Origin of the sequence: Nocardia pseudovaccinii (assembly GCF_050942345.1) — a bacterium.
In the GTDB taxonomy this organism is placed as follows: domain Bacteria; phylum Actinomycetota; class Actinomycetes; order Mycobacteriales; family Mycobacteriaceae; genus Nocardia; species Nocardia pseudovaccinii.
Genome location: NZ_CP192074.1, coordinates 1,214,260 through 1,240,600, shown reverse-complemented (window position 1 = coordinate 1,240,600; position 26,341 = coordinate 1,214,260). Strand labels below are relative to the sequence as shown.

At 66.4% G+C, this 26,341-nt stretch carries 30 protein-coding genes; 10 read left to right on the top strand and 20 right to left on the bottom strand.

What is annotated here, in order from left to right; all coding sequences use genetic code 11:
- The first annotated feature begins 34 nt into the window (after window positions 1–34).
- Both ACQPZ2_RS05760 and ACQPZ2_RS05755 read left to right on the top strand, forming a co-directional pair.
- The gene (locus tag ACQPZ2_RS05760) at window positions 35–1,021 is read left to right on the top strand and encodes an ATP-binding cassette domain-containing protein (RefSeq protein WP_433524626.1); all 987 of its coding nucleotides are present in this window, start codon (window positions 35–37) and stop codon (window positions 1,019–1,021) included.
- On the top strand, window positions 1,018–1,857 hold the full coding sequence (locus ACQPZ2_RS05755) for an ABC transporter permease (RefSeq protein WP_084509259.1): 840 nt from the start codon (window positions 1,018–1,020) through the stop codon (window positions 1,855–1,857). The genes ACQPZ2_RS05760 and ACQPZ2_RS05755 overlap by 4 nt, the downstream gene beginning before the upstream one ends.
- A 24-nt stretch (window positions 1,858–1,881) precedes the next feature.
- Here the strand turns inward: ACQPZ2_RS05755 and ACQPZ2_RS05750 are convergent, their stop codons facing one another.
- On the bottom strand, window positions 1,882–5,439 hold the full coding sequence (locus ACQPZ2_RS05750; protein WP_433524625.1) for an AfsR/SARP family transcriptional regulator: 3,558 nt from the start codon (window positions 5,437–5,439) through the stop codon (window positions 1,882–1,884).
- A 163-nt stretch (window positions 5,440–5,602) separates the two neighbouring features.
- On the opposite strand from ACQPZ2_RS05750, the gene ACQPZ2_RS05745 reads away from it, so the two are divergent.
- The gene (locus tag ACQPZ2_RS05745; RefSeq protein ID WP_433524624.1) at window positions 5,603–6,079 is read left to right on the top strand and encodes an SRPBCC family protein; all 477 of its coding nucleotides are present in this window, start codon (window positions 5,603–5,605) and stop codon (window positions 6,077–6,079) included.
- A 45-nt stretch (window positions 6,080–6,124) separates the two neighbouring features.
- Entirely contained in the window at window positions 6,125–6,997 is an 873-nt protein-coding gene (locus ACQPZ2_RS05740) for a 1,4-dihydroxy-2-naphthoate polyprenyltransferase (RefSeq protein ID WP_433524623.1), read from the top strand.
- 41 nt (window positions 6,998–7,038) lie between these two features.
- Here ACQPZ2_RS05740 and ACQPZ2_RS05735 read toward each other — a convergent pair whose 3' ends face one another.
- The 5 genes from ACQPZ2_RS05735 to ACQPZ2_RS05715 form a co-directional block, all read right to left on the bottom strand.
- Window positions 7,039–7,425, bottom strand: coding sequence for a phage holin family protein (locus ACQPZ2_RS05735; RefSeq protein WP_063045392.1), 387 nt, complete (start codon window positions 7,423–7,425; stop codon window positions 7,039–7,041).
- A gap of 77 nt (window positions 7,426–7,502) precedes the next feature.
- A complete protein-coding gene (locus ACQPZ2_RS05730) occupies window positions 7,503–8,084 on the bottom strand; it encodes a Clp protease N-terminal domain-containing protein (protein WP_433524622.1) in 582 nt (193 codons plus the stop codon).
- Window positions 8,084–8,305: a hypothetical protein gene (locus ACQPZ2_RS05725; RefSeq protein ID WP_040696163.1), complete on the bottom strand. Its 222-nt coding sequence runs from the start codon at window positions 8,303–8,305 to the stop codon at window positions 8,084–8,086. The genes ACQPZ2_RS05730 and ACQPZ2_RS05725 overlap by 1 nt, the downstream gene beginning before the upstream one ends.
- Window positions 8,306–8,410: 105 nt before the next feature.
- The gene (locus tag ACQPZ2_RS05720; RefSeq protein WP_433524621.1) at window positions 8,411–9,496 is read right to left on the bottom strand and encodes a PLP-dependent cysteine synthase family protein; all 1,086 of its coding nucleotides are present in this window, start codon (window positions 9,494–9,496) and stop codon (window positions 8,411–8,413) included.
- On the bottom strand, window positions 9,493–9,843 hold the full coding sequence (locus ACQPZ2_RS05715) for a DUF4229 domain-containing protein (RefSeq protein ID WP_063045384.1): 351 nt from the start codon (window positions 9,841–9,843) through the stop codon (window positions 9,493–9,495). Before ACQPZ2_RS05715 ends, ACQPZ2_RS05720 begins: the two co-directional genes overlap by 4 nt.
- Window positions 9,844–10,097: 254 nt before the next feature.
- Here ACQPZ2_RS05715 and ACQPZ2_RS05710 point away from each other — a divergent pair, with 254 nt between their 5' ends.
- Complete coding sequence (locus tag ACQPZ2_RS05710; RefSeq protein WP_040696172.1) at window positions 10,098–10,307, top strand: BldC family transcriptional regulator; 210 nt, start codon at window positions 10,098–10,100, stop codon at window positions 10,305–10,307.
- A 127-nt stretch (window positions 10,308–10,434) separates the two neighbouring features.
- Window positions 10,435–10,632: a hypothetical protein gene (locus ACQPZ2_RS05705; protein ID WP_063045430.1), complete on the top strand. Its 198-nt coding sequence runs from the start codon at window positions 10,435–10,437 to the stop codon at window positions 10,630–10,632.
- A gap of 555 nt (window positions 10,633–11,187) precedes the next feature.
- Here ACQPZ2_RS05705 and ACQPZ2_RS05700 read toward each other — a convergent pair.
- On the bottom strand, window positions 11,188–11,808 hold the full coding sequence (locus tag ACQPZ2_RS05700) for a hypothetical protein (RefSeq protein WP_063045382.1): 621 nt from the start codon (window positions 11,806–11,808) through the stop codon (window positions 11,188–11,190).
- A gap of 292 nt (window positions 11,809–12,100) precedes the next feature.
- Here ACQPZ2_RS05700 and lppU point away from each other — a divergent pair, with 292 nt between their 5' ends.
- Window positions 12,101–12,766 carry an LppU family putative lipoprotein gene (gene lppU, locus ACQPZ2_RS05695; RefSeq protein WP_433524620.1) on the top strand — a complete coding sequence of 222 codons (666 nt, stop codon included), beginning with the start codon at window positions 12,101–12,103 and terminating at the stop codon, window positions 12,764–12,766.
- Window positions 12,767–12,803: 37 nt separating this feature from the next.
- Here lppU and ACQPZ2_RS05690 read toward each other — a convergent pair whose 3' ends face one another.
- From ACQPZ2_RS05690 to hemL, 8 genes are all read right to left on the bottom strand, one after another.
- A complete protein-coding gene (locus ACQPZ2_RS05690) occupies window positions 12,804–13,862 on the bottom strand; it encodes an MspA family porin (protein ID WP_433524619.1) in 1,059 nt (352 codons plus the stop codon).
- A 158-nt stretch (window positions 13,863–14,020) separates the two neighbouring features.
- Entirely contained in the window at window positions 14,021–14,989 is a 969-nt protein-coding gene (ccsB, locus tag ACQPZ2_RS05685; protein ID WP_433524618.1) for a c-type cytochrome biogenesis protein CcsB, read from the bottom strand.
- Between the two features lie 2 nt (window positions 14,990–14,991).
- Entirely contained in the window at window positions 14,992–16,629 is a 1,638-nt protein-coding gene (resB, locus tag ACQPZ2_RS05680) for a cytochrome c biogenesis protein ResB (RefSeq protein ID WP_433524617.1), read from the bottom strand.
- Window positions 16,626–17,462, bottom strand: a complete 837-nt coding sequence (locus tag ACQPZ2_RS05675) for a cytochrome c biogenesis CcdA family protein (protein ID WP_433524616.1) — start codon at window positions 17,460–17,462, stop codon at window positions 16,626–16,628. Before ACQPZ2_RS05675 ends, resB begins: the two co-directional genes overlap by 4 nt.
- Window positions 17,462–17,671 (bottom strand): hypothetical protein, encoded by a 210-nt coding sequence (locus ACQPZ2_RS05670; protein WP_157124692.1) that lies wholly within the window; start codon window positions 17,669–17,671, stop codon window positions 17,462–17,464. The genes ACQPZ2_RS05675 and ACQPZ2_RS05670 overlap by 1 nt, the downstream gene beginning before the upstream one ends.
- A gap of 72 nt (window positions 17,672–17,743) precedes the next feature.
- Window positions 17,744–18,367, bottom strand: a complete 624-nt coding sequence (locus ACQPZ2_RS05665; RefSeq protein WP_433524615.1) for a TlpA disulfide reductase family protein — start codon at window positions 18,365–18,367, stop codon at window positions 17,744–17,746.
- On the bottom strand, window positions 18,364–19,119 hold the full coding sequence (locus ACQPZ2_RS05660) for a histidine phosphatase family protein (protein ID WP_433524614.1): 756 nt from the start codon (window positions 19,117–19,119) through the stop codon (window positions 18,364–18,366). The genes ACQPZ2_RS05665 and ACQPZ2_RS05660 overlap by 4 nt, the downstream gene beginning before the upstream one ends.
- Entirely contained in the window at window positions 19,116–20,453 is a 1,338-nt protein-coding gene (gene hemL, locus ACQPZ2_RS05655) for a glutamate-1-semialdehyde 2,1-aminomutase (protein ID WP_433524613.1), read from the bottom strand. The genes ACQPZ2_RS05660 and hemL overlap by 4 nt, the downstream gene beginning before the upstream one ends.
- A 189-nt stretch (window positions 20,454–20,642) precedes the next feature.
- On the opposite strand from hemL, the gene ACQPZ2_RS05650 reads away from it, so the two are divergent.
- Complete coding sequence (locus ACQPZ2_RS05650) at window positions 20,643–21,023, top strand: hypothetical protein (protein WP_433524612.1); 381 nt, start codon at window positions 20,643–20,645, stop codon at window positions 21,021–21,023.
- A 30-nt stretch (window positions 21,024–21,053) separates the two neighbouring features.
- Here ACQPZ2_RS05650 and ACQPZ2_RS05645 read toward each other — a convergent pair whose 3' ends face one another.
- The 5 genes from ACQPZ2_RS05645 to hemB all read right to left on the bottom strand — a co-directional run bounded on the left by ACQPZ2_RS05645 (window position 21,054) and on the right by hemB (window position 24,765).
- Window positions 21,054–21,299, bottom strand: a complete 246-nt coding sequence (locus ACQPZ2_RS05645; RefSeq protein ID WP_433524611.1) for a hypothetical protein — start codon at window positions 21,297–21,299, stop codon at window positions 21,054–21,056.
- Between the two features lie 346 nt (window positions 21,300–21,645).
- Window positions 21,646–21,912, bottom strand: a complete 267-nt coding sequence (locus ACQPZ2_RS05640; protein ID WP_433524610.1) for a hypothetical protein — start codon at window positions 21,910–21,912, stop codon at window positions 21,646–21,648.
- A complete protein-coding gene (locus tag ACQPZ2_RS05635) occupies window positions 21,909–22,445 on the bottom strand; it encodes a hypothetical protein (RefSeq protein WP_433524609.1) in 537 nt (178 codons plus the stop codon). Before ACQPZ2_RS05635 ends, ACQPZ2_RS05640 begins: the two co-directional genes overlap by 4 nt.
- 365 nt (window positions 22,446–22,810) lie before the next feature.
- Entirely contained in the window at window positions 22,811–23,332 is a 522-nt protein-coding gene (locus ACQPZ2_RS05630; RefSeq protein ID WP_433524608.1) for a hypothetical protein, read from the bottom strand.
- Between the two features lie 455 nt (window positions 23,333–23,787).
- The gene (gene hemB, locus ACQPZ2_RS05625) at window positions 23,788–24,765 is read right to left on the bottom strand and encodes a porphobilinogen synthase (protein WP_063045350.1); all 978 of its coding nucleotides are present in this window, start codon (window positions 24,763–24,765) and stop codon (window positions 23,788–23,790) included.
- A 224-nt stretch (window positions 24,766–24,989) separates the two neighbouring features.
- Between hemB and ACQPZ2_RS05620 the strand changes: the two genes are divergently transcribed.
- Together ACQPZ2_RS05620 and ACQPZ2_RS05615 are read left to right on the top strand one after the other, a co-directional pair.
- On the top strand, window positions 24,990–25,814 hold the full coding sequence (locus ACQPZ2_RS05620) for a tetratricopeptide repeat protein (RefSeq protein WP_433524607.1): 825 nt from the start codon (window positions 24,990–24,992) through the stop codon (window positions 25,812–25,814).
- Between the two features lie 176 nt (window positions 25,815–25,990).
- Window positions 25,991–26,320 carry a hypothetical protein gene (locus ACQPZ2_RS05615; RefSeq protein WP_433524606.1) on the top strand — a complete coding sequence of 110 codons (330 nt, stop codon included), beginning with the start codon at window positions 25,991–25,993 and terminating at the stop codon, window positions 26,318–26,320.
- Window positions 26,321–26,341: the final 21 nt, after the last annotated feature.

Genomic DNA, 26,341 nt, shown 5'->3' with positions numbered 1-26,341 from the left:
GGCCGTGCAAGACGGCGGCCCCAAAGTCTTGTGCATGACTTCTTACACACCCACTTCAGCGCTCGCCGTCGAGGCGGACAGCCTGGTCAAGGTGTTCGGGGAACAGCGCGCCGTCGACGGTGTGAGCCTGGCGGTTCCGCAGGGCTCGGTCTACGGCGTGCTCGGCCCGAACGGCGCGGGCAAAACCACGACCATCCGCATGTTGGCCACCCTGTTGCGCCCCGACGGCGGCAGCGCCCGCATCTTCGGCCATGACGTCGTCGCGGAGCCGACGGCGGTTCGGTCCCTGGTCGGCGTCACGGGGCAGTACGCCTCGGTCGACGAGGACCTGACGGCCACCGAAAATCTGATCATCTTCTCCCGCCTGCTCGGCCTCAGCAAGATCGATGCCAGGCGCAAGTCGGTCGAACTACTGGAGGAGTTCGACCTCACCGAGGCGGCGAACAAGCCGCTGAAGAACTTCTCCGGCGGTATGCGACGCCGTCTCGATCTGGCCGCCAGCCTGATCGCGACACCGCCGCTGCTGTTCCTGGACGAGCCGACGACCGGCCTCGATCCGCGCACCCGCGCCCAGATGTGGGAGACCATCCGCCGCCTGGTCCGCGAGGGCGCGACCGTCCTGCTCACCACGCAGTACCTGGACGAGGCCGATCAGCTCGCGGACCGGATCGCCGTCATCGACCACGGCAAGGTGATCGCCGACGGCACCGCCGACGAACTCAAGGCCTCGGTCGGTGGCTCCTCACTGCATCTGACCCTGGTCGACCGGGCCCAGCTCGAGGAGGCACGCCGGGTTGTCGGTGACTTCCTCGGCGTCGACGCCCAGATCACGCCGGAGGCCGGTCGGCTCACCGCGCCGCTTGCGGACGCGGGCATGACCGCCGATCTGCTGATTCGCCTGCGCGAGTGGGATATCGCGATCGACGAGATCACCGTCACCAAGCCCAGCCTCGACGAGGTCTTTCTCACCATCACCGGCCACCCGGCCGACGACAACGATTCCGAACGGAGCGCGGCATGACGACCATCACCGCCGAGAGCACCGCCGCGCGGCATGCGGCACCGACCTCGATTCCCGAGGTCAGCAATAAGATCAGCCTGCAACAGACCGTGTCGACCTCGCTCACCATGGCCTACCGGGGCATCCTGAAAATCAAGCACAATCCCGAGCAGCTGTTCGATGTGACGATTCAGCCGATCCTGTTCACCGCGCTGTTCGCCTACATCTTCGGCGGGGCGATCGGCGGGAGCGTGTCGAACTATCTGCCGGTCCTGATTCCCGGCATTCTGGTGCAGACCGTGATCCTGACCTCGGTCGTCACCGGCACCCAGTTGCGCGAGGATATGGACAAGGGCGTCTTCGACCGGTTCAAATCCCTGCCCATCGCCCGCATTTCGGTGCTGGCGGGTGCGTTGATCGCCGATATGGTGCGCTACGCACTGGCGACGACGCTGACCATCGTGGTCGGTCTGGCCATCGGCTACCGGCCCGAGGGTGGTGTGGCCGGTGTCGTGGTGGCCGGTCTGGTCATCGTGGTCTGCTCGTTCGCGGTGAGCTGGATCTGGGCGCTGGTCGGCGTCACCGGTAAGAGTGCCGCAGGCGTGCAGGGCATTTCGATGATGGTGATGTTCCCGCTGACCTTCATGTCCGGCGCGTTCGCTCAGGTGAGCACCATGCCGGGCTGGATGCAGGGGCTCAATCACGTGAATCCCGTGTACTACATGGTGAATGCGGCCCGAGCACTGATGAACGGCAATGTCTACGGCAGCGATCTGGCCTGGTCGCTGATCGGCTCGGTGATCGTGATCGCGATCTTCGCGCCGCTGAGCATCAAGGCGTACATGCGCCGGGCGTGATGCACAGAAATCGCGGTGGGTGCTTCACCCACCGCGATTTTCGTTGTCGCAGGACAGTTCCTGCAGGAGTTCGAGGATTCTGTCCGCCGCTTGCCGCCGACGCATGCCTGCGGCGCGGGTCAGTGCTTCGTCGAAGCGCCCGTCCCCCACCGTTGTTCGGTGCAGTGCCGCGTGCCGCCGCAATTCGGCCGACGGACTATCCTGTCGCCCCAGCACTTTGGTAGACAGCGAGAGCAACTCCAAGCCGACCTCCGAATCGCGTCCGACCGCGAGACAGAATGTTCCGACGGCATTGCCGACCGCGCCGATCTGTGGCAGGTCGGGGAACTGCCCGAGTCGGCCGGCCGCGAGGCGCAGCAGTGTCCACGCGATATCGGCGGCCTCCGCCGCCCGTCCGTGCAGCACGTACGCGTCAACGGCCCCGCTCGCGGTCACCAGAATGCCCGGGCCGACCATCGGGGCGTCATCGGGCCAGCCGTGCAGGTCCAGCGCCCGCCGGTAATAGTGCAGCCCGGCGTCGATATCGCCCTCGGCCAGTTCGAGTTCCGCCATCCCGACGACTACCGGCGCCAGGCGGTGGTTACGTCGGATGTGTGGGTCATCGATCGGCGTACCGTGTGCCGGATCGCCATCCGCGGCGCCGAGCGCGAAGCCCAGCTCCCGCCGCGCCTCGTCGAGCCGGCCCGCGCCGATCAACGACACTGCGAGATAACTGGACATTTCGACGGCTTCTTCGTGGGCGCGCAACTCCCGCAACAGTTCCGCCGCCCGACGGTAGTACTCCACCGCATCGGCATAGTGCGCGGTCTGTCCGGCGAGCTGCCCGAGGTGCTGGGTGACCATCGCCGTGCCCCAGACATCGCGGCCCTCGATCAGCTGCAAGGCAGCCTGCGCATCCCGGGCGGAGCCGTAGACATCGCCAGCGTTCTCCCGGATATTCGCGCGCATGAACACCGCCGCGCCGCGCACCACGGGGTCCGGCGACCGGGCGCCGTCCGCGAACTGCCTCGGCGTGTCCGAGCCCGAGGCATTCCCGCAGGCCATCGCGCCGAGAAAGCGCGCTCCACCATTGAGATCGATTGCGGTGCTGAGCAGTCGACGGATCCTCGCCCGCGTGGTCGCCACCTCACGCAGGTCCGCGCCGAGGAACACGACATGCATGCCGATCTGCAGGTGCGCGAGCATCTGCAGATCGGCGACCGGACCGCGCACCGGACCGGGTTCGGGCGGCAGGGTCAGAATCCGGCGCGCCCAACCGCTCAGCTCCATATGCGCGCCACGCATCACCCATAGTGTGCCGGCGACCGGGAAGACCCGGTACACCGTGCGGGCGTCCCTGCGCTCCAACGCATATCGCAGCACCGCGACCAGGTTGTCGAGTTCCGCGCCGACCGAGAGCACGGTGGCCACCTGCTCGTCGGACAGATAACGGTGCACCGTGGCGATCGAATAGTCACGGGCCCAGCGCGACATGCGATCCATCACCACGGGACGCTCGTCGACCGCTCCCGAAATGCCCGCCGCCGCATCGGATCCGGTCAGCGCGAGCTGTTCTTCCCCGAATTCGCGAACGGTTTCCAGCATCCGGTAGCGGGTGCCGATCAGGCCCTCATCGTCGTCCAGGACGGTCAGCAGCGACTGGCCGACCAGCCCGTCCACGGCCGTGGCCACATCGTCGACATCGGGGCCGCCCGCCACCACTTCGGCCGCATCGAGGGTGAACCCGGCCGGGAAGCGGCACAACCTGCGCAAGGCGATCTGTTGCGGCTCTTCGAGCAGATTCCAGCTCCATGCGATCACCGCGTGCAAGGTGCGATGGCGTTCCGGCGAGGAGCGATCTCCGCTGCGCAGCAACGCGAATCGGTGTTCCAGGCGGGTTTCGATTTCCTCGACGCTCATGGTCCGCACCCGGGCGGCCGCGAGTTCGATGGCCAGCGGCAGCCCGTCGAGTGTGGTGCACAGCCGGGCCACCACCTCGGGATCCAGACGGACGGTCGGCCGCACCGCTCGCGCTCTGGCCATGAACAGCTCGGTGGCGGGCGATCCGGCCGCGTCGATCGCCAAGGGCGCCAGCGGATAAACCGTTTCCGCGGTGATCGCCAGCGGCGCTCTGCTGGTGGTGAGGACACTGAGCTGGTCGCAGCTGCCGACCAGGTCGGCGACCACTTCGGCGACCGCGTCGATCAGGTGCTCGCAGTTGTCCAAGATCAAGAGCGTCGGGCGGGCGGCGAGCGCATCGCGCAGTCGGCGACCGGCATCGCTGTAGCCGGTGGAGCGCCGCCACGCCGTCTCCCGGACGATCTCGCCGAGACCGAGCGTGGTGCTGATCGCGGCCTCGATATCGGCGCGCGGATCGGCATCGGCGGCCGTATCGGCCCGCACCGAGGCCAACTCGACCAGCACCACGGATTCGCTGCGCGCGACCCGTGCGCCCAATTCGTTGGCCACCCTGGTCTTTCCGGTGCCGCCGGGGCCGAGGACGGTGGTCACCCGGGAGCGGTGCAGCAGTTGCTCGAGTGCGTCCAGATCGGCGGCGCGTCCGAGCAGGGCATTGGGAGCCGCGCGCAGGCCGATCGCGGAGCGGGCACTCGGCGGCACGGCAGCGGCCGAATCCGAAACTCGTCCCATCGAATCCAGTGCCGTCGCATCCCGCCCTGCGGAATCCCGTGCGGCCGAATCCGCTACCGCGGCCGATACCGCCGGATCAGCCGGTGTGACCGAATTCACGGCGGGGGTCGGCTTCGATACGACCCCACCATGATCGGTCCGCGAGGCGAATCCGGGCACCGGATCACCCCGCAGGATCGCGGTATTCAGCTCGACCAGCGCCGGACCCGGATCCGCGCCGAGTTCTTCGACAAGTCGCCCACGGATCGATGCGAAGACATCGAGGGCTTCGTTGGGCCGACCGGCTGCGGCGAGCAATCGCATCAAGGTGGCGTGCGCGGCCTCGTCGAGCGGTTTGGCGGCCGCGGTGCGGCGGGTGATCGCCACCGCACCGTCGAGATCACCCCCGGCGACCCGGGCGGCGACCTCGATCTCTGCTAGTTCGGACCAGCGGTGTGCGGCCGCGGCGCGCAGCTCGTCAGCGAGGTCGCCCGCGGGTAGGTCGGCACCGGGCTCGCCGCGCCAGAGCGATCTGGCCTGCGTCAGCACCTCTAGACATCCGGCGTGGTCGCCGTCGGCCTGTTTGGCGCGGGCCGCGCGCACCAGGTCGTCCGCGAGGGTCAAATCGACCTGATCGGCGGTCAGCGTGAGACGGTAGCCCGCCGGACCGATCTCCAGCGCCGCATCCGGCAGCGCCGCGCGCAGTCGCGACACCTGGGTGTGCAGCGCGTTCATCGGCGCGCGCGGCGGCTGCTCACCCCACACCTCATCGATCAGCGCCTGGGCACTGCGGCTACGGCCGGGACGCAGGGCCAGCGCGGCGAGCAGCAGTCGCGACCGTGCCCCGGGCAGCGCGGCGAGCGTGCCGTCTCGGCGTAGCGCGATTTCGCCCAGCAGGGCCACTACGACCGATTCGCCTGCGGGCGTCGTCAGGGTTTGACTTCGGCCGTTCGGGCCGCTCTGATCGGGAAACATTCCGTGGTTATCGTATGCGAGCCCCGGCGCGAGCGACGGGCCCGGAGGCGGTAGCGCAGCGTGACCACGGAGGGACCCGGGAGTGCCGCAATCGAATACCGCCTGCCAGGCTGACATGGTTTTTCGCCCCTGTTCGGACCGGTAGGTCGCCTACGCTGTGCGCATGGCTGAGTTCGAAATCGTTCGGCAGGCTGTGATCACGGCCGAGCCCGCGCGCATTCATGCGCTGATCGACAACTTCCACGAGTGGACCAAGTGGTCGCCATGGGAGGACGTCGATCCGCAGCTGCAGCGGAAGTACTCCGGGCCGGACGCCGGAGTCGGCGCCCAGTACGCCTGGGACGGCAACCGCAAGGCCGGTCGCGGCAGCATGGAGATCACCTCCAGCGACGACCGGGAAATCGGTATCCGGCTGGCCTTCGAGAAGCCGTTCAAGGCCACCAATAAGACGACCTTCGAGCTGAACCCGGTCTCGGCCCTCGAAGGAGAAGAACCCCGCACCGAGGTGGTCTGGCGGATGAGAGGCGAGCACAAGGGCCTGATGGGCGTGCTCGGGAAGGTGTTCCCGATCGACAATATGATCGGCAAGGACTTCGAAAAGGGCCTGGACCGACTGAAGACCGCCGCCGAAGCCGACTGAACCGCCCGAGCGGACCGAATCGCGGCCGCGCATTAGGCTGCGAACATGGCTACTGCAGCGCAATGGATCGAGGGCGCACGGCCCCGTACCCTGCCGAACGCGATCGCCCCTGTCCTCGCCGGAACCGGCGCCGCCGCCTCCATCGATGGCGCGGTGTGGTGGAAAGCGGTTCTCGCGCTGCTGGTTTCGCTGGCCCTGATCATCGGGGTGAATTACGCCAACGACTACTCCGACGGCATCCGCGGCACCGATGACGTGCGGGTCGGTCCGCTGCGACTGGTCGGGCAGAAGCTCGCCTCGACCGCCGCGGTCAAGAATGCCGCGATCATCAGCCTGGCCATCGGCGCGGTCTTCGGGCTGGTGCTCGTCATCGCGACGGCGTGGTGGTTGCTGCTGGTCGGCCTGGCCTGCCTGGCCGGTGCCTGGTTCTACACCGGCGGCAGCAAGCCCTACGGCTACAGCGGGTTCGGTGAACTCGCGGTTTTCGTCTTCTTCGGTCTGATCGGGGTGCTCGGCACCGAATTCGTGCAGGCCGAGCGGATCGAATGGGCGGGCCTGGTGCTGGCGATCGGGGTCGGGGCGTTCTCCAGCGCGGTGCTGGTCGCCAATAACCTGCGCGATATCCCGACCGATACCGAATCCGGAAAGGTCACGCTCGCGGTCAAACTCGGTGATCCGCGGACCCGGACGCTGCACTTGGCGCTGCTCGCCGTGCCGTTCATCGCGACGCTGCTGCTGGTCGTCCGCACGCCGTGGGCGCTGGTCGGACTGGCCGCCGTGCCATTGGCGGTGCGCGCCAATGCACCGGTGCGCTCCGGTAAGGGTGGGCTGGAATTGATTCCGGCGCTCCGCGATTCGGGATTGGCGCTGTTGGCGTGGTCGGCGGTTACCGCGTTGGCGCTGGGTATCGCCGGTTAGTAGCGCGCGGGCGACCAGGATGGTCGCCCGCGCCGCAGCTTTTAGTCGTCGCCGTCCGGGACCAGGATGCCGAGGACCCAGTTGACCACCGCGACGATGATGCCGCCCCATACCGCGGCCCAGAAGCCGTCGACGCGCAGGCCGTAGTCGGTGGTTTCGCTGATCTTCGCCGTGATCCAGAGCATCAGCGCGTTGATCACCAGCAGGAACAGGCCGAGGGTCACAATGACCAGCGGTAGCGATAGAAGTTTCACAATCGGTTTGATCACCGCGTTCACCACGGTGAAGACCACTGCGACGACCAGGATGACAATGACCTTGCCGCCATTGCCCTTGTCCGCGGGACTGAGAATTTCGATCTTGTCGACCCAAGCGGCGGCCAGCCAGATGGCCACCGCGTTGATGATCAACCGAATCAGAAGCTGCATGCGCCAATGCTAGGCCCGACCGGCGGGCATGTGCTGCCACAAAACGCGAATCGAGCGGCGCGCACATGCCCGCCCCCTCACGCGGCACGGTCGAGCAGCGCGTGCACCTTCGGCCGGAGCGCATCGATCGCTTCCGAACCGCCGAGGATGCGAGTAGTGGTCGCATTGGGCGCGCGCAGAATGCCGAGCAGCAGATGCCCGGATTCGATGGACCTGTCCTTGCGGGCCAGTGCTTCCCGCAGTCCCAGCTCCAACACCTTCTTGGCATCCCTGGTAAACGGGATGTGGTGACCCCAGTTCCGATCACGACCGTGGCCGAATCGGGACCGCTGCTCGGGCACAGCCCGTTCCAGCGCATCCTCGCCGAAGCTGGCCTCCAGGCTCTCGCGCACCGCATCCAGATCGATGCCGATCGAGCGCAGCGCCTCGGCGTCCTCCGCACCGAGCGGCTGGCCTTCGGCCTCTCGACCGAGGGATTCGAGCACCTCTCGGTGGGTGACCCCCGCCTCCTCTAGCAGTGTCTTCAGTTCCTGCTCGCCCTGCGCCAACAGACCGAGCAGGACATGCTCCACCTCGATCTTGGATGCGCGCAGTTCGCGCGCGTCTTCCTGAGCGATGACGATCGCCGTCCGCGCCGACCTGCTGAACCGTTCGAACATCAGCGGTTCCCGCCTCTCCGGTTGTATTTCTGGTGGACCGCCTGCTTGCTGACCTCGAGCGCCTCCGCGATCGCCTGCCAGGACCAGCCCTGTTCGCGGGCATTGGTCACCTGGATCGCCTCCAGCCGTTCGAGCAGCCGACGCAGTGCGAGCACCGCGCGCAGCCCGACCTTGGGGTCCGGACTGCCCGCGGCGGCCGCCAGTGTGGTTGCTTCAGTCATGTCGTCAATTTTTATTGACGAACTCCGGAGTTGTCAATGAAAATTGACGAGGTTCGCCACAAAAAGAAACCCCGGTGCCGCGGCCCGGGGTTGCGATATCGCGTACTAGCCGGACCAGATCCCGGTCGCGGCGAACTTCTCCAGGATCGCGGCGGGTTCGGTGAGGTTCATGCCCTGCGCCTCGACCCACGCATCGTCGAAATACGTTCCGGCGTAACGATCTCCGCCGTCACAGAGCAGCGTCACCACACTGCCCGCACGACCAGCGGAGATCATTTCGGCGATGAGCGCGAACGCACCCCACAGATTCGTTCCGGTGGAACCGCCCACTCGGCGGCCGATTGCCCGGCTCGCGAGCCGGGCGGTGGCGATCGATGCGACATCGGGCACCTCGATCATCCGATCCACCACCTGACCGATGAACGACGGCTCGACCCGCGGTCGGCCGATTCCCTCTATGCGCGAAGGCATTCCGGTCTGATATCCGGCATCGGCGGTTTCGTAGCCGCCGTAGAACGCGGAGTTCTCCGGGTCGACCACGGCCAGTTTCGACGGGTAGCGGTGATAGCGGATATAGCGGCCGATGGTGGCACTGGTGCCGCCGGTGCCAGCACCGACCACGATCCAGTCCGGCACCGGATGCGCCTCCAATTCCATTTGCTGGAAGATGGATTCGGCGATGTTGTTATTGCCGCGCCAGTCGGTGGCCCGCTCGGCATGGGTGAACTGATCCATGAAGTGGCCGCCGCATTCGGCGGCCAGCCGCGCCGCCTCGGTGTACATATCCGGTGCCCGCTGCACGAAATGACAACGGCCGCCCTGGGCTTCGATCAACTCGATCTTCTGCGGCGAGGTGCTCGCCGGCATCACCGCGACGAAATCCAGGCCGAGCAATTTGGCGAAATACGCCTCGCTGACCGCGGTCGAACCGGACGACGCCTCGACCACCGTGGTGCCCTCGGTGACCCAGCCGTTGCAGATCGCGTACAGGAACAGCGACCGCGCCAGCCGGTGCTTGAGGCTGCCGGTGATGTGGGTCGACTCGTCCTTCAGATACAGCTGGACCTGCCAGGCGGCGGGCAGCGGGTACCGGATCAGATGGGTGTCGGCGCTGCGCTGGGTGTCGGCCTCGATGAGCCGCACGGCATTGTCGACCCAGGCTCGTGGCGTACTGCGATCGCAGTACTTCACGAGGCCGCACCGGTCGGGTCGTCGTCACCACGCAGCCGGGCGCGCAGCTGCGCCTTGTCCTGGCGACGCTTGGCATCGACGACCGCGATGTCCTCGTTGACCCGAGCGCGCAATTTCTTGAACAGCGTCAGCGACAGCGGCATCGCGATGATCAACGCGAACAGCGCGGCAACCAACCATGGGACATCCACCGAGACCAGCCGGGCGACGCCGATGATCGCGGCGGCGATGACAACGACCAGCGCCAGCCTGGCGAGCGTGTACAGCGCCAGATTGCGGGCCAGCCGCGCGCCGACGCCAGCGGTTTGCTGTGCGGGTTCACCCTTCGGTGGCGTTGCGTCACTCACGTCGTCCAGCCTATGCGAAGCTATGGCCTGCCCTCGGCGATACCTCCGGTCGAGCAAAGCGGTAGCCTCGCCTGCGCTCGGCCAACCGCAAGAAAGCAGCGGCGGACTCCGTCCGACCGCACCTGACCAGGGCTCATATCCGTTTTGTCTATTACTTCCCCTTTACCAACTGTAGGTGGTTCGAGTACCTAGGGGTTGCAGTGCAACGATGACGCCATCTGATGAGGGAACTGTCGAGAACGGAGAGGTTTGCTATGACTGCGATCACCGTCGGCGGCCAGGACACCCTGCTGACACCGGGCCAAGTCGCCGCCATGTTCCACGTCGATCCGAAGACCGTTACCCGCTGGGCCCACGCCGGGCGCCTGGGATCACTGCGCACACCGGGCGGGCATCGCCGGTTCCGCGAATCCGAGGTACTTCAGCTGCTCCAGTCCCTCACCACCGAGGCCACCGCACGCTGAGCCTGGTCCGCGGGCCTGTAGCTGTGAGTTCGATCTTCCTGTCTAGGGGCCCGCACCCACCAATTTCGTGTCTGCGGTGTTCGAAGGCTACGCACGCGACTACCCTCGTTAGCAGGAGGTGAGCGACGTGACGTACCTGTTGGCACTCATCGCAGTTGTGGCAGTCGCGGTGTTGTGCTGGAAGGCGTTCGGCCCCGAGAAGACAGCCGGACCGCCCACGCGTTCGCCGCAGCGCAAGCGCATCATGGGGCCCGACGACGACCCCGAATTCCTCTGGCGCCTTTCGCGCCAGCATCGCGATGGTGACGGGTCTACCGAGCGCTGATCGTTCGCTCGCACCAGCAGGTTTCCGGGAGCCCGCTATCGCGCGACCTTATTGACCGCGGATTATTTGCTGCACCGATGATCAGTTGCGCCTAGACGCGCAATCAACCGGCACGCATGCCATGAGTAGGCCTGGGCCCGGCCGATCGCCGAGCTATGCCTTCCGGCCGCGCCGAATCAGGAAGTCGCCGTATCGGATGCCAGGCGGGCATAGACAACGGATATCGAACCTCGTCGGCTACCGGTCGGCGCAACGGCGTTGCCTCAGCCTGCGAACCGAGTTCGGCGATCACATGCGACAACGATTCGCTCACGGGCACCGGAGGTCGCGCCTCAGCACTTCCCAGGATGCCGAAGCGACGTCGGCCTCGGCCTTCGCGTCGATCCACGATCGCCCGACCGCGGGTGGCAACCGAGCGCAGCCCTGCACTCGAGTCCGGTCGGCCGAATCCCCACTCGCGCCAAGCAGTGGCTTTCACGCATCCCTGGCAACTGCTTCGCACAAGGTAGAGCCGGTGCGAAGTAGTCGCCAGGGATGCGAAGAGAGCTCAAACGATCACGGCTCGCCGTTGATGACGGCCATGAGGGCGTCCATGAACGACTGGCCGCCCATGATGTAGCCGCCGGCGATCGCGCCGATTACCGCGCCGATCGGGCCGGTGATGATGCTGAAGAAAAAGACGCCGACGATGGCGCCGATGATGAGGCCGAGGACGCCGCCGAGGACCACGCCGACGATGTTCTTGTTGATTTCGTCGGTCAGGCGGGCCATGGAATTGACCGGCTGCATCTCGCCGATGTTCTTGGCGCTCAATTTCGGTGTGAGAGCGAGGGTTCGGCCGTTGTCGGAGATCGTCTGGTCGACCGCGACCTTCGTGCCGGAGAGCTCGTAGGTCAAGGGGACTTCCGTCACCACGGCGCCGGCATCGGACTTCAACAAGACCTTGGTGCCGTTGTCGGCGAGTTCGAACTTGCCGCTGTCGACCTCGGTGGTGAGAACGCGATCCCGGTGCCCGTCCGAGATTTCGGAAGCCACTGTGTGGTAACCGATTCCCTGCTCGACGCCGGAGGCCGACACCTCTTTGGCAACTTCCGCTGGCTTCGCATTCGCGGTTCCCGCCGCGATTCCCACGGCGGCGATGGACACGAGAGTGACGGCGAACGTGCCGAACTTCATCAAGGTTTCCTTCTGACAAGCACCGGCCCCGGTAGCCGGTTGACGCGTCTAGCGCCACGTAGCTTGTTGCCCCGCACGGCATTTGGGAAACCCTAAACGGCCATCGTTATTCGATTGTTACCCCAACATCCGACCTGTGATCATTTCACACAAGTATCCTTTTTATCCTCGAAAATAGGTGACTCGACGCGCACACACCGGATGGTGTAGGCATGACGTGATCTCTCACCATTGCAACTTTCAACTTCGTATCTCGGCGCGCGAGTTCGAACAGCCCTGGAGGACGTCACAGGTGTCGCGTCAACGTGTCCGTGCGGGTCTCACCTTGACGGTCTTCATAGCTGCAACCGCGCTGGCCGCAGCCGTAGTGGCGGTGGCGGCGATGTCGCTCAGCAACGACAAGTCCACCACCAGCAGCCCATCGCCCGCGGCCCAGAACGACGCCGCGCCGACCACCGCGTCGGAACCGTCGTTCCCCGAGCTACCGCTGACCACCCCCGAGGCCCCGCCGACCACCTCCGCCATCCGCAGCACCTTCGACAAGATCGCGGGCGGCCTGAAGGTCGAGGTCGGTGACTGCGTCGAAATCGGCGGCAGCGGCGACAATCCCACCCTCGGCAAGGCGACCTGCGGCAGCGCGACCTCCAACTACAAGGTCATCGACAAGGCGCCCGAGAACGCCGCCTGCCCGACCGACGCCGACCGCTCCCTCAACGACACCCTGCACGGCATCAACCGCGCCGCCCTCTGCATGGACATCGACTGGGTAATCGGCGGCTGCATGGACCCGAACAAAGACGGCCCCAAACGCCTCGACTGCAACACCAAGGGCGTCCCCAACGCCGTCCGCGTCGTGGACGTCAAACTGAACACCACAAACGTGAACGTCTGCTCCTCCAGCGACCGCGGAATCGTCTACCAGCAACGCCAATTCGTCGTCTGCGTCCACCGCTTGTAAGTCGCACTGTTCGGCCATCGAGGGGTCCCTGGTCGGATCAGAAGGTGAACTGGCTGCCGTAGGCGGAGGTCTGCACCGTCTCCAGCGCGGTGCTGACCGTGGCGGTGACGAAGGGTACGGCCGATACCGGTGAGGCGCACTGGCCGACGTTCAACGCGGCGTTGTTGAAAATGAAGTGGTACGGGAACACGGTCTTGTTGTCCAGGTTGGTCGTCACTGTCGTGACGGTCGTGATCTGGCCCGGCGCCAACGTGGCTTCCAGGACCTCTGTCAAGCCCAGGGTGCCGCCGACGGTCGGTCCGAGGCTCGCGCTGGGGGCACTCGGGGTCGTGGTCTCGACGCTCGGAGTCGTGGTCTCGACGCTCGGGGACGTAGTGGCGGCACTCTGAGAGGTGGGCGCGGCACTCTCGGAGGTAGTGGCGGCACTCTGAGAAGTCGTCGCGGCACTCTGAGAAGTGGGCGCGGCACTCTCGGAGGTAGTGGCGGCACTCTGAGAAGTCGTCGCGGCACTCTGAGAGGTAGGCGCAGCACTCTGAGAGGTAGGCACAGCAATGTGAGAGGTGGGCGCGGCACTCTGGGAGGTCGTCGCAGCAATGTGAGAGGTGGGCGCGGGACTCCGGGAGGTCGTCGCGGCGCTCCGGGAGGTGGTGCTGGCGGGCTGCGGCGTGGACACCGGCTTCACTGCCGTACTCGGCAGTCTGGCGGCAGCGTTCGACTGGCTGAATTCGGGGGAAATACTCGCCAACAACCCTTGATTCGGATCGATTCCGACGGTGAAGCCGTTGTCCAGCGTGAGCGCGCAGCCGAGGAGGAACCCCGCGACGGCCTGGCCGGACACTACTCCATCGCCCTCCACGTTCAGCGAGTAATTGCCGGATAGCTGCGCGGCATGCGCGAACGTCATGAGGAAGTTCGGCATCCGGTCGCCCGGTGGGTCCACTCTGACGTTCTCCACCGATGTCGTCACATGAATCCCGGCACCGGATACGTCAGCACCGGGCGGTTGGGCTCGGCTCGGCTCGGCGCCGGGCCACACGAACACAGCCACGACGGCCGCGACCACACCGGTCGCGATAACGACGAATCGAGGGCGCATATCTGATCCCGTTTCGAATCGGATGTACATCAGCGGCGGCGAAATCGCATGAACAGACCCACATAGCTAATATTTGGCAAGCATAAGTGGGATACCGGCCCGGCTCGTTCAGGCTGCGGGGCGTGTCGCGCACCGCCCCATTTCCGCTGGTAAACCCTCTAGTTCAGCCCGGCGTACGAGTGCAACCCGCTGATCACGATGTTGATGATGAAGAGGTTGAAGAGCATCGCTACGAACCCGGCGATATTGATGTACGCGGCCTTGGTGTCGCGCCAACCCGAGGTTGCGCGGGCGTGGAGGTAGGCGGCGTACAGGACCCAGGCGATAAAGGAGCAGGTTTCCTTCGGGTCCCAGCCCCAGAAGCGGCCCCAGGCGGCTTCGGCCCAGATGGCGCCGAGGATTACGCCGGCGCCGAAGAGGGGGAAGCCGATGATGGTGGTTTTGTAGGCCAGGCGGTCCAGGGTGCGGGCGTCGGGGAGGCGGCGGGCGATGGTGCCGAGGATGTTGTCGGATTCGGTGCCTTCGGGCTGACGCAGGCGGTAGAGGAACAGCAGGCTGGCAATGCCGGAGACCAGGAAGACACCGCTGCCGATGCTGACGATGGTGACGTGGATGGGCAGCCAGAACGACTTCAGTGCGGGTACAACGGGTGCCGCGTCGGCGTAGAGCAAGGTGCCGGCCAGGAACAGCAGGATCAGGATCGGGACGAGCAGGAAGACCCACATCGAGCGGTAGCGCTGCTCACGCAGGAACACCATGCCGACCACGGCGGCCGCGGCGGTCGCCATGGTGACGAATTCGTACATGTTGCCGAGCGGAAAGCGGTGGGTTGCGAAGCCGCGCAACACGATCGAGGTCACGTGCAGCGCGATGGCGACGAACAGCACGGAGAACGCCATATTGCCTGCGCGTTCGGCGAACGGCTTGGCCTGCGGCGTCTCGACCCGACCAGGTCCGGCGGGACGATCGGAACCACCGCCTGCGGTTACCAGTTCACGCGCGACGACCTTCTGCGTCCGCGCCGCCGCGTACTGCGCGATCAGCAGCACCAGCACCAGCGCGTACACGACGATCGCCGATTTGAAGGCGAGGTCGCTGTACTGGGCGATGGTCTCGTCGATCGGCATGGTCACTCTCCCGTGGCGGATCGGTCATCGAGCAGGCGCTTGCGCAGACGATCGAATTCGCTGCCCCAGCCCGCCTGATCGGTTCTGGCGAGCCCGCCCATCTCTACTACGGTGCGTCGTTTGTCAACGGTACCCGCTTCGTCATCGGCCGGGTACACGCGGATCCAGATGCGTCGCCGCTTGACCAGCAGCGACACCAGCAGTCCGGCCATCATGGCCAGCGCGCTCACCAGCACCCACTGCTGCGCCGGATCGTGGGATACCTGCAGATTCACGAATTCCTGCGCACCGTCGAAAGTGACCTTGGTGCCATTGGGCAGAGTCGACGACTCGCCGGGCCGCAGGTTGACCCTGGCCTCCTTGGTCAGTCGCCCCTGCTTTACCTGCTCGGGATCCAGCGCGAACAGCGACTGCGGCTTACCGGTATCGAGGCCGGTATCGCCGCGATAGATGTCCACCGCGACGGCCGGATCGTTCATGGTCGGGAACGAGGAGGTCAGCAGGCTGCCGTGCAGTAACGCGGTCGGCGCGAACAGACCCTCGATGGCGATCTGGTTCTTGCGGCGCTCCTCGTCGGTCGCGTACATGCCGCCGGGCGGATCGATCCGCAGCACACCGCTGGACAGGAAGGTCTGCGCATTGTCGGGCCGCCACTGGATGGTCTCGGTTCGGGTCTGGCCGTTCGGGAAGGTGACCGTGAACGTCGGCGCGTAACCGTGGCCCTGCAGATACAGCCGGTCCCCCGAGACGCGCAGCGGATGGTTCACCTGGATCTGCGCATCACGCCAGGTATCGCTCTGCAGATCGCCGCCTGCCTGATATTCGATATGCGAGGTGAACATCTCGGCCTGACCGTTCTGCAGGTAATCGGCCTTGAAGTCCTTGACCCGCACGCACAATGGCGCCATACCGGTGCCGTCGTTGATATTGCCCGCCTTGAACGAGTCGAAGACGGCGGGCGAGGTGGTGCAGAAGCCGGGCCCGTTGTTCGCGATGACGATCACGCTGCCCTCGTAACCGAACAGCTTGCCGACCGCGATCGCGACGAGCAGCCCGACCAGGGCCAGGTGGAACACGAGGTTGCCGAGTTCGCGGGTGTACCCCTTCTCCGCGGAGAGGGTGATCTCCCCTGCACGAGTACCGTCGCGCACTTCGGTCCGCCAGCCGCGCAACTCTTTTCGAGCGTGCTCGAGCGCGGCGTCCGGAGTGCCATCGATCGTTTCGGAGTAATGATGCGGCAGCCGCGACAGGTTGCGCGGCACCCGGACCGGTGGCGTACGCAGCGCGCGATAGTGATCCAGGCACCGCGGCAGAATGCAGCCGACGAGCGATATGAACAGCAGCGCATAGATTGCCGTGAACCAGAAGCTGGAGAACACGTCGAACAGCTGGAACCGGTCCATCCACGGTCCGAGCGTCGGGCGGTCGGCGATGTACTGGTCGACCTTGCCCTCGTTGAGATTTCGCTGCGGCAGCAGTGCACCCGGAATCGCGCCCAGGGCCAGCAGGAACAGCAATACCAGCGCGGTGCGCATACTGGTGAGCCCACGCCAAGCATTGCGCACGAGCGCCCAGGCACGCCCGACCGGGGACTGCTTCGGCTGCGTCACCGGCGCCTCGGGTCTGTCGATCACGGTCATATCGGCAGCGTCACCTCGGAAACGAACCCGTCGCGCACCCAGGCGACGAACTGGTCCCACGCCCCCGTGACCAGCGCGATCCCGACCGCGACGAGCAATATGCCCCCGATGATCTGAATGGTGCGCGAATTGCGCCGCAGCCAACCGACCCCGCGCAACGCACTCGCCGACCCGAAGGCCAGGATCACGAACGGCAGTCCGAGGCCGAGGCAATAGGCGACGATCAGCGCGACGCCGCGCACGGCCGTCGTGCCCTCGGTCCCCGCCGAAACGGCCATCACCCCGGACAGCGTCGGCCCGAGGCACGGCGTCCAACCCAGCGCGAAGACCGCACCGAGCAGCGGAGCGCCCAGAATACCGGTGAGCCTGCGCGGCTCCATCCGCGTATCGCGCTGCAACGCGGGGACCAGGCCGATGAACACCAGACCCATCAGGATGGTGACCACACCGCCGACCCGTTGCAGCAGTTCACGATTCACGTTCAGGGTCTGGATGACGCCGAAAACCGTTGCGGTGGCGAGCACGAACACCACGGTGAAGCCCCCGACGAACAAACCGGCCGCACCGGCCACTCGGATCCGGCCCGTACGTGCCGCAGCCCGATCGACCGAAACCGCTGTGCCGCCAAGGCTTTTGGCCTGCGTTGCGGTGGCGGGCGGCGCCTCGGCGCCGACCAGCCCGGCCAGATAGGACAGGTAACCCGGCACCAGCGGCACCACACACGGCGAGGCGAACGAGACCAGTCCGGCCAATACGCATGCGCCGAGCGCCAATAACAGCGGCCCCGTCGCCGCCGTCTGCTGGAACGAATCACCTACTGCGGCAAGCACCATCAGTCGGTCTCCACCGGGGGTCGATCCGCTCGCTCGGGCACCGGCGCGGCCTCCGGCGCGAAGTCCATCATGGAATCGGCTGCGGCGCTGCGTGGCACGGCGGCAACGCCGACCCACCGGTCATCGACCGTCCAGACACCGCGAACGAGACGGGCGGCCTGCCGCGGGCGACAGGCACGCGGGCTACGAGTACGGCGATCGCGATTCACGATTGCACCTTTCCTACCGCTCGCTATCGAGCGGGACGTAATTACGACATGGGCCGGACGGCTTGGGCGGGGTCACTGCGAACCTTCCGCGGCAATGCGTTCGACAACTGGTTGGAGGTCTTCCGCCAAGAGCGAGCGGAGGAAGACAGCGGCGACCCGATGTTGCCGATCCAGCACCAGTGTGGTGGGAATGACACTGGTCGGGAAGTTGCCGCCGAGCGCGAGCAGGGTGCGCATGGACGGGTCGTAGACGGACGGATAACCGACCTTGTTGTCGACGACGAAGTCCTGCGCCTTGTCCTGCTGAAAATCACGGACATTGATGCCGAGAAAGACGACGCCCCTGTCCTTGGTTGCCTCGTAGACCCTTTCGAGCGCGGGCGCCTCGGCGCGGCACGGCCCGCACCACTGCCCCCACAGATTGAGCACGACTACCTTGTCCGGGAAGTCGGCGACCGAGGTGGTCTTGCCCGAGGTCATCAGATCCGGCCCGGCGAGCTTGCCGATGGTGCCACGCGCGGCGGGCGGATCGTAGAAAATATCGGTTTTGCCACCGGGCGAGACGAATTCGAACGTACCGCCGGAGGCCACCGCATCCTTCCCGGTCGAACAACCCGCGAGCGCGGCCACCAGGGCCACGCACGCGAGCAGGACCGACGTGAAACGCCGGGCCGACGGCCGGGAAGAAGTTCTCATGCGCCGTGCACCGTGGGATCCGAACCGCCTGCGGGCTCGGAGTAGACGATGTCGACGAGGGTGTCGCCCTGGTAGACCAGCGAGGTCAGCGAGGCGAGCGAGCACTGCCGATGCCGCGGATCGTGCCAGAGCCGCTGGCCCTGCAGGAACCGCCGCAGCGTCCAGACCGGCAGCTGATGCGAGACCAGCACCGCCTCGTGTCCGGCCGCCTCGACCCTGGCCTTATTGACCGCGGCCAGCATGCGGTGCGCGATCTGCAGATACGGCTCGCCCCAGGACGGGGTGAACGGATCGCGCAGCTTCCACCAGTGCCTCGGCTTGCGCAGCGCACCGTCGCCGACCGAAACCCGCAGGCCCTCGAAGGTATTACCGGCCTCGATCAGGTTCTCGTCGGTGCGCACGAGCAGCCCGTGCTGACGCGCGATCGGCTCGGCGGTCTCCTGCGCACGCTGCAGCGGCGAGGCGATCACCACCGCGATGTCGTGGTCGGCCAGCGACCGCGCCACCGCACCGGCCTGCGCGCGACCGGTCACCGACAGGCTGAATCCGGGCAGGCGACCGTAGAGAATGCCCTTCGGGTTGTGTACCTCGCCGTGCCGCAGCACGTGCACGATGGTCTCGACGGTGTCGTCCTCGACCGCGTCGACCGGCGCAGCGGCATCGGACTCACCGGCGAGGGCGGCCGTTTCCGCGCTGTCGACAGGGATATCTGGTAGTTCGCGCATTTCTGAATCTGGCTGGTCGGAACTCACGCGCGGGATCCTTCGGGGGTGGCGGCCGCGGCCGCATGTGCGGCGGCGGGCAGGGCGGCGGCGATACGGTCGAATGCGTCCTCGTCGAGCGCCGCGGAGACGAACCATGCTTCGAACGCGCTCGGCGGCGCGTACACACCGCCGTCGAGCAGTGCGTGGAAGAAAGCGGGGAAACGCCAGGTCTGGCTGGCTTTAGCGGCGGCGTAGTCGGTGACCGGACGGTCGGCGAAGAACACGCTCACCATATTGCCCGCGAACTGGACCTGATGCTCGACCCCGGCGGCACCGAGCGCCTCGGTGAACAAGCCGCCCAGCCGCTCGGCATTGCGATCGAGTGCGGCGTACACCGCGTCATCGGCCGCGCGGAGCGAGGCGAGGCCGGCGGCGACGGCGACCGGGTTCCCGGAAAGGGTGCCCGCCTGATAGACCGGGCCAAGCGGCGCAAGGTGATTCATGATCTCGGCGCGACCGCCGAACGCGGCGGCAGGCAGCCCACCGCTCATCACCTTGCCGAAGGTATAGAGGTCACCGGCGACACCGTCGCGGCCGAACCAGCCGGACCGGCTCACCCGGAATCCGGTCATCACCTCGTCCATGATCAGCAGCGCGCCGTCGTCGGCGGTCAGCTTGCGCAGACCCTCGTTGAAACCGGGCAGCGGTGCGACCGCACCCATATTGCCCGCGGCCGCCTCGGTGATCACACACGCGATTTCACCCGGATGCGCGGCGAACGCGGCGGCAACGGCCTCGATGTCGTTGTACGGCAGCACGATGGTGTCGCCCGCCTGCGCGCCGGTGACACCGGGCGAGGTCGGCAGGCCGAGGGTCGCGACACCGGATCCGGCGTCGGCGAGGAGTGCGTCCACATGGCCGTGGTAGCAACCCGAAAACTTGATGATCTTGGTGCGACCGGTGTAGCCGCGGGCCAGCCGGACCGCGCTCATGGTGGCCTCGGTGCCGGAGTTGACCAGGCGGACCCGGTCCACCGGCGCCACCCGCTCGGCGATGAGCTCGGCGAGTTCGATCTCGGCTTCGGTCGGCGCGCCGAAGGACAGTCCGCCGACGGCCGCGCGCTGCACCGCCTCGACCACCTCGGGATGCGCGTGGCCGAGAATCATCGGACCCCAGGAACACACCAGGTCGACATACTCGTTGCCGTCGACATCGATGAGTGTGCAGCCCTTGGCCGATGCGATGAATCGCGGTGTGCCACCGACGGACTTGAAGGCCCGCACCGGCGAATTCACACCACCCGGAATCACCGAAGCGGCCCGGTCGAAGAGCTGAGCCGAGACCGGCACCGATGCCCTGGTCACGCGCGGAGAAGAACTCACGACGTCCAGTGTCTCAGCCCGATTGGAAGGAGTCGACGACAGGGTGTAGTCGAGTGACGCAGACCGCACGCACCGCAGTCGGTTCTGCGCAACACGCCGATCATGGTTGCGGCCGATATCGGTCGCCGACCGATTACCGATGCGTAATCTCGGTGGGTCGTCGCACCATCTACCCATCGGGAGGGTCCAATGCGGTTCGCCGTCATCAGCGCCACGATCTTCGCCGCGGTCGCCGCCGCCGTCACCGTCGGCACCGGGACCGCAGCCGCCGCGGATCCGGTCAGCCAGCCCGACCGGATCGGGCTGCATCTGGATCACGCGGAGACCACGGCCCTCGGCGACGGACCACTGCCCGCATTGGTCACCATGGTGGTGCCGCTCAACCGGATCGGCGCCGGACTGAAGAGTGACACCGAGATCTACCGCGACGAGAACGGCGGAGTGCATGCCTCATTGCGCCAGGTCATCATGGAGGCGGCCAGGCATCCGGACGGCACCGTCACCGTGTACCTCAACGCGCCGGGCACCAGGGACGGCCGCACGCTCGACATCTATCAGAGTTGGGACTAGAGGGTCGGCAGCCAGCGGGGGTGAGCGAACTCAGGTGTACATGCACGGCACCGAGGCCGAGATGGTGTGCAGCTGGCACATGAAGTTGTTGTACACACCGGCCGAACCCGAATCGGGCACGAAGATCGGCGCGGGCTGGGCTACCTCGGTCTGAGTGTCGGTCTGGGCAGTGGGCTCCAGCGGCAGTCCCGGCGCGGCCCATGCGGGCGCCGCACCGATCGCGGCCGCCACGACGACCGCCGCGCACACTTTCCCGGCAAAACGAATCACAAGCATTTCTCCCAGTCGACACAATTCGGATACCGGCCGAAAGCATAACGGCCTCAACAGTATTCACTGGATGCCGACCGTTGCACCTCGCGGCGCGGCACTTGCACGGTAGTGCAGTCGCGGCCGATGCGCCAGGGCACGTCTCGGATCGCCGGTGCGCCCAGGGTTCCGCGCTACGAAGTAACGCCCAAGCAGAGCCCGACGAAACCGGTTGTCAGCAGACAGGCCAACGGAACCGGCAGCAGATTCAGTAGCGAAAACGATGGGATTGTCGGCATCATGCCTGCGATGTTCCCGCGAAATTCGCGAACAAACTGGTGCGGCTATGCGGATCGCCGGTGATTGCCCTGGTTCAGCGCGAACGCACGGCACGCACCGTGCGCGCGACGGCATCGATCGCGAGCACGCCGGCCACCATGACCAGAAAAGCGGCGAGCACCAACCACGGAGCGCTGTAGCGGGTGGAATCGAAGCCGGGCACGTCACCCGACGGCGCGAAGGAGGTGGTGATCAGCCCGTTGCGCCAACTCACCACCGCGAGAACCGCGCACCCCAGCGCGAGCGTCAACTCGACCAATGCCGGAAGCATCCGGTCACCGAGCGCAATCAAGCGCGTCAACGATCCGCTCCGTTCTCGCTGTCTTCGGTTTCCTCGGTCCGCGTGGGCAGGTCGGCATCGGTGTTGCCGAGCGCTTCGGTGAGCGCGGCCCGCAGTCCGCGGTGATCCTTCGCCCACGCCTGCACCAGTTCACCACCGGCGAGCCGCAGCCCGATGCCCTTGCGCCTGCGTGGCACCCCGCTCAATTCGCCGAGCGAGCGCGCTGATTCCCAATCCTCATCGTCCCAGGAGTCTTCGTCCCGCTCGGGCAGCACCGCAGCGATGGACGCCAGCGACAGGGTCTCGGTGCCCTCGCGCAGCGTACCGGGGGTCAGCTCGACACTCACATGCCGCTGCCCCGCGATCACCTGCAGCACAACGAAACCCGCGATCAGCGCGGCACAGAAAATGAGAGCGAACCAGTGCACCTGATCAGCGGTCACCAATTCCAGAATCAGCACGATCAGACACAGCAACGGCCCGTATGCCACCGAACGCCAGCGCGCGCCCGGTTCGGCGAACAGGATGGTCGCGCCATCCGCGGAATCCGTCACACCATGCTCCCAGGCGCTGGCGACTGCTTGCCCGTCGCTCGAAAAGGCCAGCCGAGCACGGCGACCGGAATCGACATCCGGTCCCGGATCAGCCGACCGCGCCGGGCAGGATCAGCAGCGCGACGGTGACCAACGCGAACAGGACCAGCAGGCTCAGTACAAGCAGATCTCGTCGAATGCTCTGCGGCTGTTGGATCACCACTCGCATCGATGCCTCCGATCTCCCGGAGCCATCTGGTCGACGTACTTACAAAACGTAAGACAACGTGTAACAAATGACTTCCGGTTCCCATGTCCTCTGTGACAACCCTCACGATACATGCTGCCGATTTCTTGACAAACTCGCGGATGGCTCCAGCCTTCGTTCACCTGCGATTCATCTGGAAGTACGCGGTCGAGTCCGGACGGTGACTCAGATACACCGCACCCGCCGCCAGCACACCCTGCACGATCGCCGCCGCACCCGCTACCAGCGAGGCCGCTCCGGTCACCGCTTCCAGCGCGAACAGTGTGCCGACCGCGACCAGCACCAACCAGACGCCCACGGCAGTCAAAAGCGTCCGTGCCCACAGCTTTCCGCGCACGAACTGGTGCACGAAAAGCAAGGCGAACGCGGCCAGCGCCAACCCGATCACCACAGCGACCACGAAGGCCAACGAGACCATCAGCTCCGCATTGGCCATCGTGAAATTCGGATCGCCGACATGCACCTGGTCGAACATCTTCTGCGCGAAATCCTTGCGCTGCTGAAACGCCGCGACAACCGAGCCGAGCATCTGCAGAATGCCGAATCCGATTACGCCCCACCACAATTGCCGCGCCGTCCGAATATCCTCCGGCGGTTCCGGCCGCGGCGGCCCGACAACAGGCCCGCGCGGGTGCGGCATCGGTGGATACATCCCCGGTGGATACGGCATCGGTCGATACGGCATCGGCGGAATCGCACCCTGCGGATACCGTCCGGGTGGATGCGCTGCCGCCGGACTCGGGCCGTGCGCATGCACACCCGCCGGAGTTGCGCCGTGCGGATTCGAATCAGCCGTCTCGGGCGCCTCGGCTCCCTGCGACCACGCCCCGGTCGGCTCGGTACCCTGCGGTCCAGGCAGATCCGCCTCGGTTGGAGATGCGCCCTCCGGCAATGATGCTGGGTCCGGTCCCGGCGTATCCGACTCGTGCGGATTCGAACCAAGCGACTCCGTCCCACCCGACTCACGGTCCGGCGACTTCGACCCCGGCTCGGAGGATGACTGCGCTGTGGGCGATTCCAGGCTCACCGATTCCGACTCGACCGACCTCGGACCGCCGGACTCCGAACCCGGCGCCTCGGGTCTGGGCGGATTCGTCACGACAGCCAGTGCGCGGCCTCGGTCGCCCAGTAGGTGAGCACCATATCCGCGCCGGCCCGGCGGATGCCGATCAGCGATTCCAGGATGGCGGCGCGGCGGTCGATCCAGCCGCGCTGGGCGGCGGCGGTGATCATCGCGTATTCACCCGAGATCTGATATGCGGCCACCGGCACCGTCGATTGGTCGGCGACATCGCGCAGGATGTCCAGATACGACATGGCGGGCTTGACCATCACGATGTCCGCGCCCTCGGCCAGATCCAGTTGCAGTTCCCGGATCGCCTCGCGACGGTTTGCCGGATCCTGCTGGTAACTGCGCCGATCCCCTTCCAGCGAGGAGGCGACCGCCTCGCGGAACGGACCGTAGAACGCCGAGGCGTACTTCGCCGCGTAGGCGAGGATGCCGGTATCGGTGCGCCCCACCGCGTCCAGGCCGCGCCGGATCGCGCCGACCTGACCGTCCATCATGCCGCTGGTACCGAGCAGATCCGCACCGGCTTCGGCCTGCGCGAGCGCCATCTCCACGTAGCGGTGCAGGGTGGCGTCGTTATCGACGGCACCGTCCGCGGACAGCACGCCGCAGTGCCCGTGATCGGTGAATTCGTCGAGACAGGTATCTGCCATGACCACCGTCGAATCGCCGACCTCGTCGGCGAGCGCGCGCAGCCCACGGTTGAGAATGCCGTCGGGATCGCTGGCCTTGCTGCCCGTGGCGTCCTTGTCCTCGGGCCGCGGCACACCGAAGAGCATGAGCCCGCCCACACCCGCGGTGACCGCCTCGACCGCCGCCTTGCGCAGCGAATCCATCGAATGCTGCAGCACGCCCGGCATGGAGCCGATCTCGCGCGGCTCGTCCAGTCCGTCGGCGACGAACATCGGCAGTACCAATTGCCGTGGCTCGAGAGTTGTTTCGGCCACGAGACGACGCAGGGCGGGGGTACGGCGCAACCGCCGCGGGCGGTCCAATCCGGTCATAACCGCACGATACGCCCGGCCGGAATACGAGTCGCAAGCGGCGGGTACGCCAATGGATCAGGGGGCCCGTCGTCCCAGTTAAGGGTGTCTCGAGGATTCGATAAGCCCGCTGCGCGACACTGCGGGCCACCCGGCGGTCGCCGGGGATTTACCAGCGCTCGAAGGGTGCGGTGCGAGGGGCGGATGATGGTGGGGAGTGGCCGGTCGTGTTCCAGGAGTACGCGATGACAGAATTCGCGACGCCGCCGCCGCGACGCACCGATTGGGCCGGTCTGCGGCGACTGGCGCGCGGCGGGGATCCGGGCGTGATCGTGCAGTTGGCGCAGCGGTTATCCGAGGCTGGTGAGACGACGGAGGCCGAGCAATGGTTCCGCCGCGCCGCCGCTCTAGGCAGCGGACCGGCCATGGCAGGGCTCGGCGCATTGCTCGCGGCCGATGGTCGGATCTCGGATGCGATTCGGTGGCTGGAGTTCGCGATCGCGGCGGGTTGTCCGGGGGCTGATCAGCAGTTGGGCACGTTGTATCTGGAGCGCGGAAATCTCGACGCCGCCGAGCTGTGGTTCCTGCCCGCGGCCGAGGACGGGCTGCCGGAAGCGCTGTGCAATATGGGTGTTGTCGCGAGTCGGCGCGGTGTCGACAATGAGGCGCGGCATTGGTACGAGCGGGCGGTGCGCGCCGGAAGTCCAACGGCCATGCGCACTCTCGGCGTATATCTGGCGCGCGACGGTGCAACCGAAAGGGCGGTCACGCTGCTGACCGAAGCGGTCCGGCGCGGTCGCGACGATGCCATGGCCGTACTCGGCGCGATCTTCCTCGACCACGGCGACTGCGTCGAGGGCGAGCGGTGGTTGCGCCGCGGCGCCGAAGCAGGAGATGCCGATTCGATGTTCCAGCTCGCGCGATTCCTGCGCGAACAACCCGTGCACACGGACAACCCGGCTGCGGCCGCCGCGGCAAAAGCCAAGGCGCACAAAGACGCCCGCTACTGGCTCGAGCGCGCCGCCACCCTACGCCATCCCCAAGCGCTCGAACTCCTCCACGAACTCTGACCGCAGCGAGCCGGGCACCCGTTTCACGGTCCTGCCCCCTCTCGCACCCGGGCACCAGGGGCCCGGAGTGCCCCGTGCGAACACGGACTGCCCGGATCACCGCGAGGTTGCCCGCAGCGCACGAAAGGCCTTGTGGGCAGGCGTTTTTGTCGGTGGGCAGGAGTAAAATCGAAGGTGTGTTCGAGGGAATCGCGCCAGATTCCCGATTGCGACGGGAGGACGCCACCGTGCCCAGTACCGCACCGAAGTCGAAGATTATCGATCGACCCTATGTTCCGCTGCAGAAGCGACCGCTGCCCGCCGGGCGGCCGCGCAAGTGGTACATCTCGCACAATCGGCGACTCAAGGCGATGCGCCTGACCATCGCCCTGCTGGACTCCGGGATCTATCTGCCGAGCCAAGCCAGCAACGAAAGGATCCGGCGCACAGCCGAACTCATCGATATCCGCCCGCCGTCCGACACCACCTGCCGTTTGGTGCGGACCCTGATGCGCTACAGCCGCTGATCAACGGAGCTCGACGGTTGT

Coding starts and splice junctions, on each gene's coding strand:
- ACQPZ2_RS05650 (WP_433524612.1), top strand. CDS start 20,643: ATGCGGTTCGCCGTCATCAGCGCCACGATCTTCGCCGCGGTCGCCGCC.
- ACQPZ2_RS05690 (WP_433524619.1), bottom strand. CDS start 13,862: ATGCGCCCTCGATTCGTCGTTATCGCGACCGGTGTGGTCGCGGCCGTC.
- ACQPZ2_RS05725 (WP_040696163.1), bottom strand. CDS start 8,305: ATGACTGAAGCAACCACACTGGCGGCCGCCGCGGGCAGTCCGGACCCC.
- ACQPZ2_RS05630 (WP_433524608.1), bottom strand. CDS start 23,332: ATGCCGCACCCGCGCGGGCCTGTTGTCGGGCCGCCGCGGCCGGAACCG.
- ACQPZ2_RS05710 (WP_040696172.1), top strand. CDS start 10,098: ATGACTGCGATCACCGTCGGCGGCCAGGACACCCTGCTGACACCGGGC.
- resB (WP_433524617.1), bottom strand. CDS start 16,629: ATGACCGTGATCGACAGACCCGAGGCGCCGGTGACGCAGCCGAAGCAG.
- ACQPZ2_RS05735 (WP_063045392.1), bottom strand. CDS start 7,425: ATGCAGCTTCTGATTCGGTTGATCATCAACGCGGTGGCCATCTGGCTG.
- ACQPZ2_RS05620 (WP_433524607.1), top strand. CDS start 24,990: ATGACAGAATTCGCGACGCCGCCGCCGCGACGCACCGATTGGGCCGGT.
- ACQPZ2_RS05750 (WP_433524625.1), bottom strand. CDS start 5,439: ATGTTTCCCGATCAGAGCGGCCCGAACGGCCGAAGTCAAACCCTGACG.
- ACQPZ2_RS05675 (WP_433524616.1), bottom strand. CDS start 17,462: ATGGTGCTTGCCGCAGTAGGTGATTCGTTCCAGCAGACGGCGGCGACG.
- ACQPZ2_RS05755 (WP_084509259.1), top strand. CDS start 1,018: ATGACGACCATCACCGCCGAGAGCACCGCCGCGCGGCATGCGGCACCG.
- ACQPZ2_RS05740 (WP_433524623.1), top strand. CDS start 6,125: ATGGCTACTGCAGCGCAATGGATCGAGGGCGCACGGCCCCGTACCCTG.
- ACQPZ2_RS05760 (WP_433524626.1), top strand. CDS start 35: ATGACTTCTTACACACCCACTTCAGCGCTCGCCGTCGAGGCGGACAGC.
- ccsB (WP_433524618.1), bottom strand. CDS start 14,989: ATGCCGATCGACGAGACCATCGCCCAGTACAGCGACCTCGCCTTCAAA.
- ACQPZ2_RS05665 (WP_433524615.1), bottom strand. CDS start 18,367: ATGAGAACTTCTTCCCGGCCGTCGGCCCGGCGTTTCACGTCGGTCCTG.
- ACQPZ2_RS05730 (WP_433524622.1), bottom strand. CDS start 8,084: ATGTTCGAACGGTTCAGCAGGTCGGCGCGGACGGCGATCGTCATCGCT.
- ACQPZ2_RS05700 (WP_063045382.1), bottom strand. CDS start 11,808: ATGAAGTTCGGCACGTTCGCCGTCACTCTCGTGTCCATCGCCGCCGTG.
- ACQPZ2_RS05745 (WP_433524624.1), top strand. CDS start 5,603: ATGGCTGAGTTCGAAATCGTTCGGCAGGCTGTGATCACGGCCGAGCCC.
- hemB (WP_063045350.1), bottom strand. CDS start 24,765: ATGACCGGATTGGACCGCCCGCGGCGGTTGCGCCGTACCCCCGCCCTG.
- ACQPZ2_RS05645 (WP_433524611.1), bottom strand. CDS start 21,299: ATGCTTGTGATTCGTTTTGCCGGGAAAGTGTGCGCGGCGGTCGTCGTG.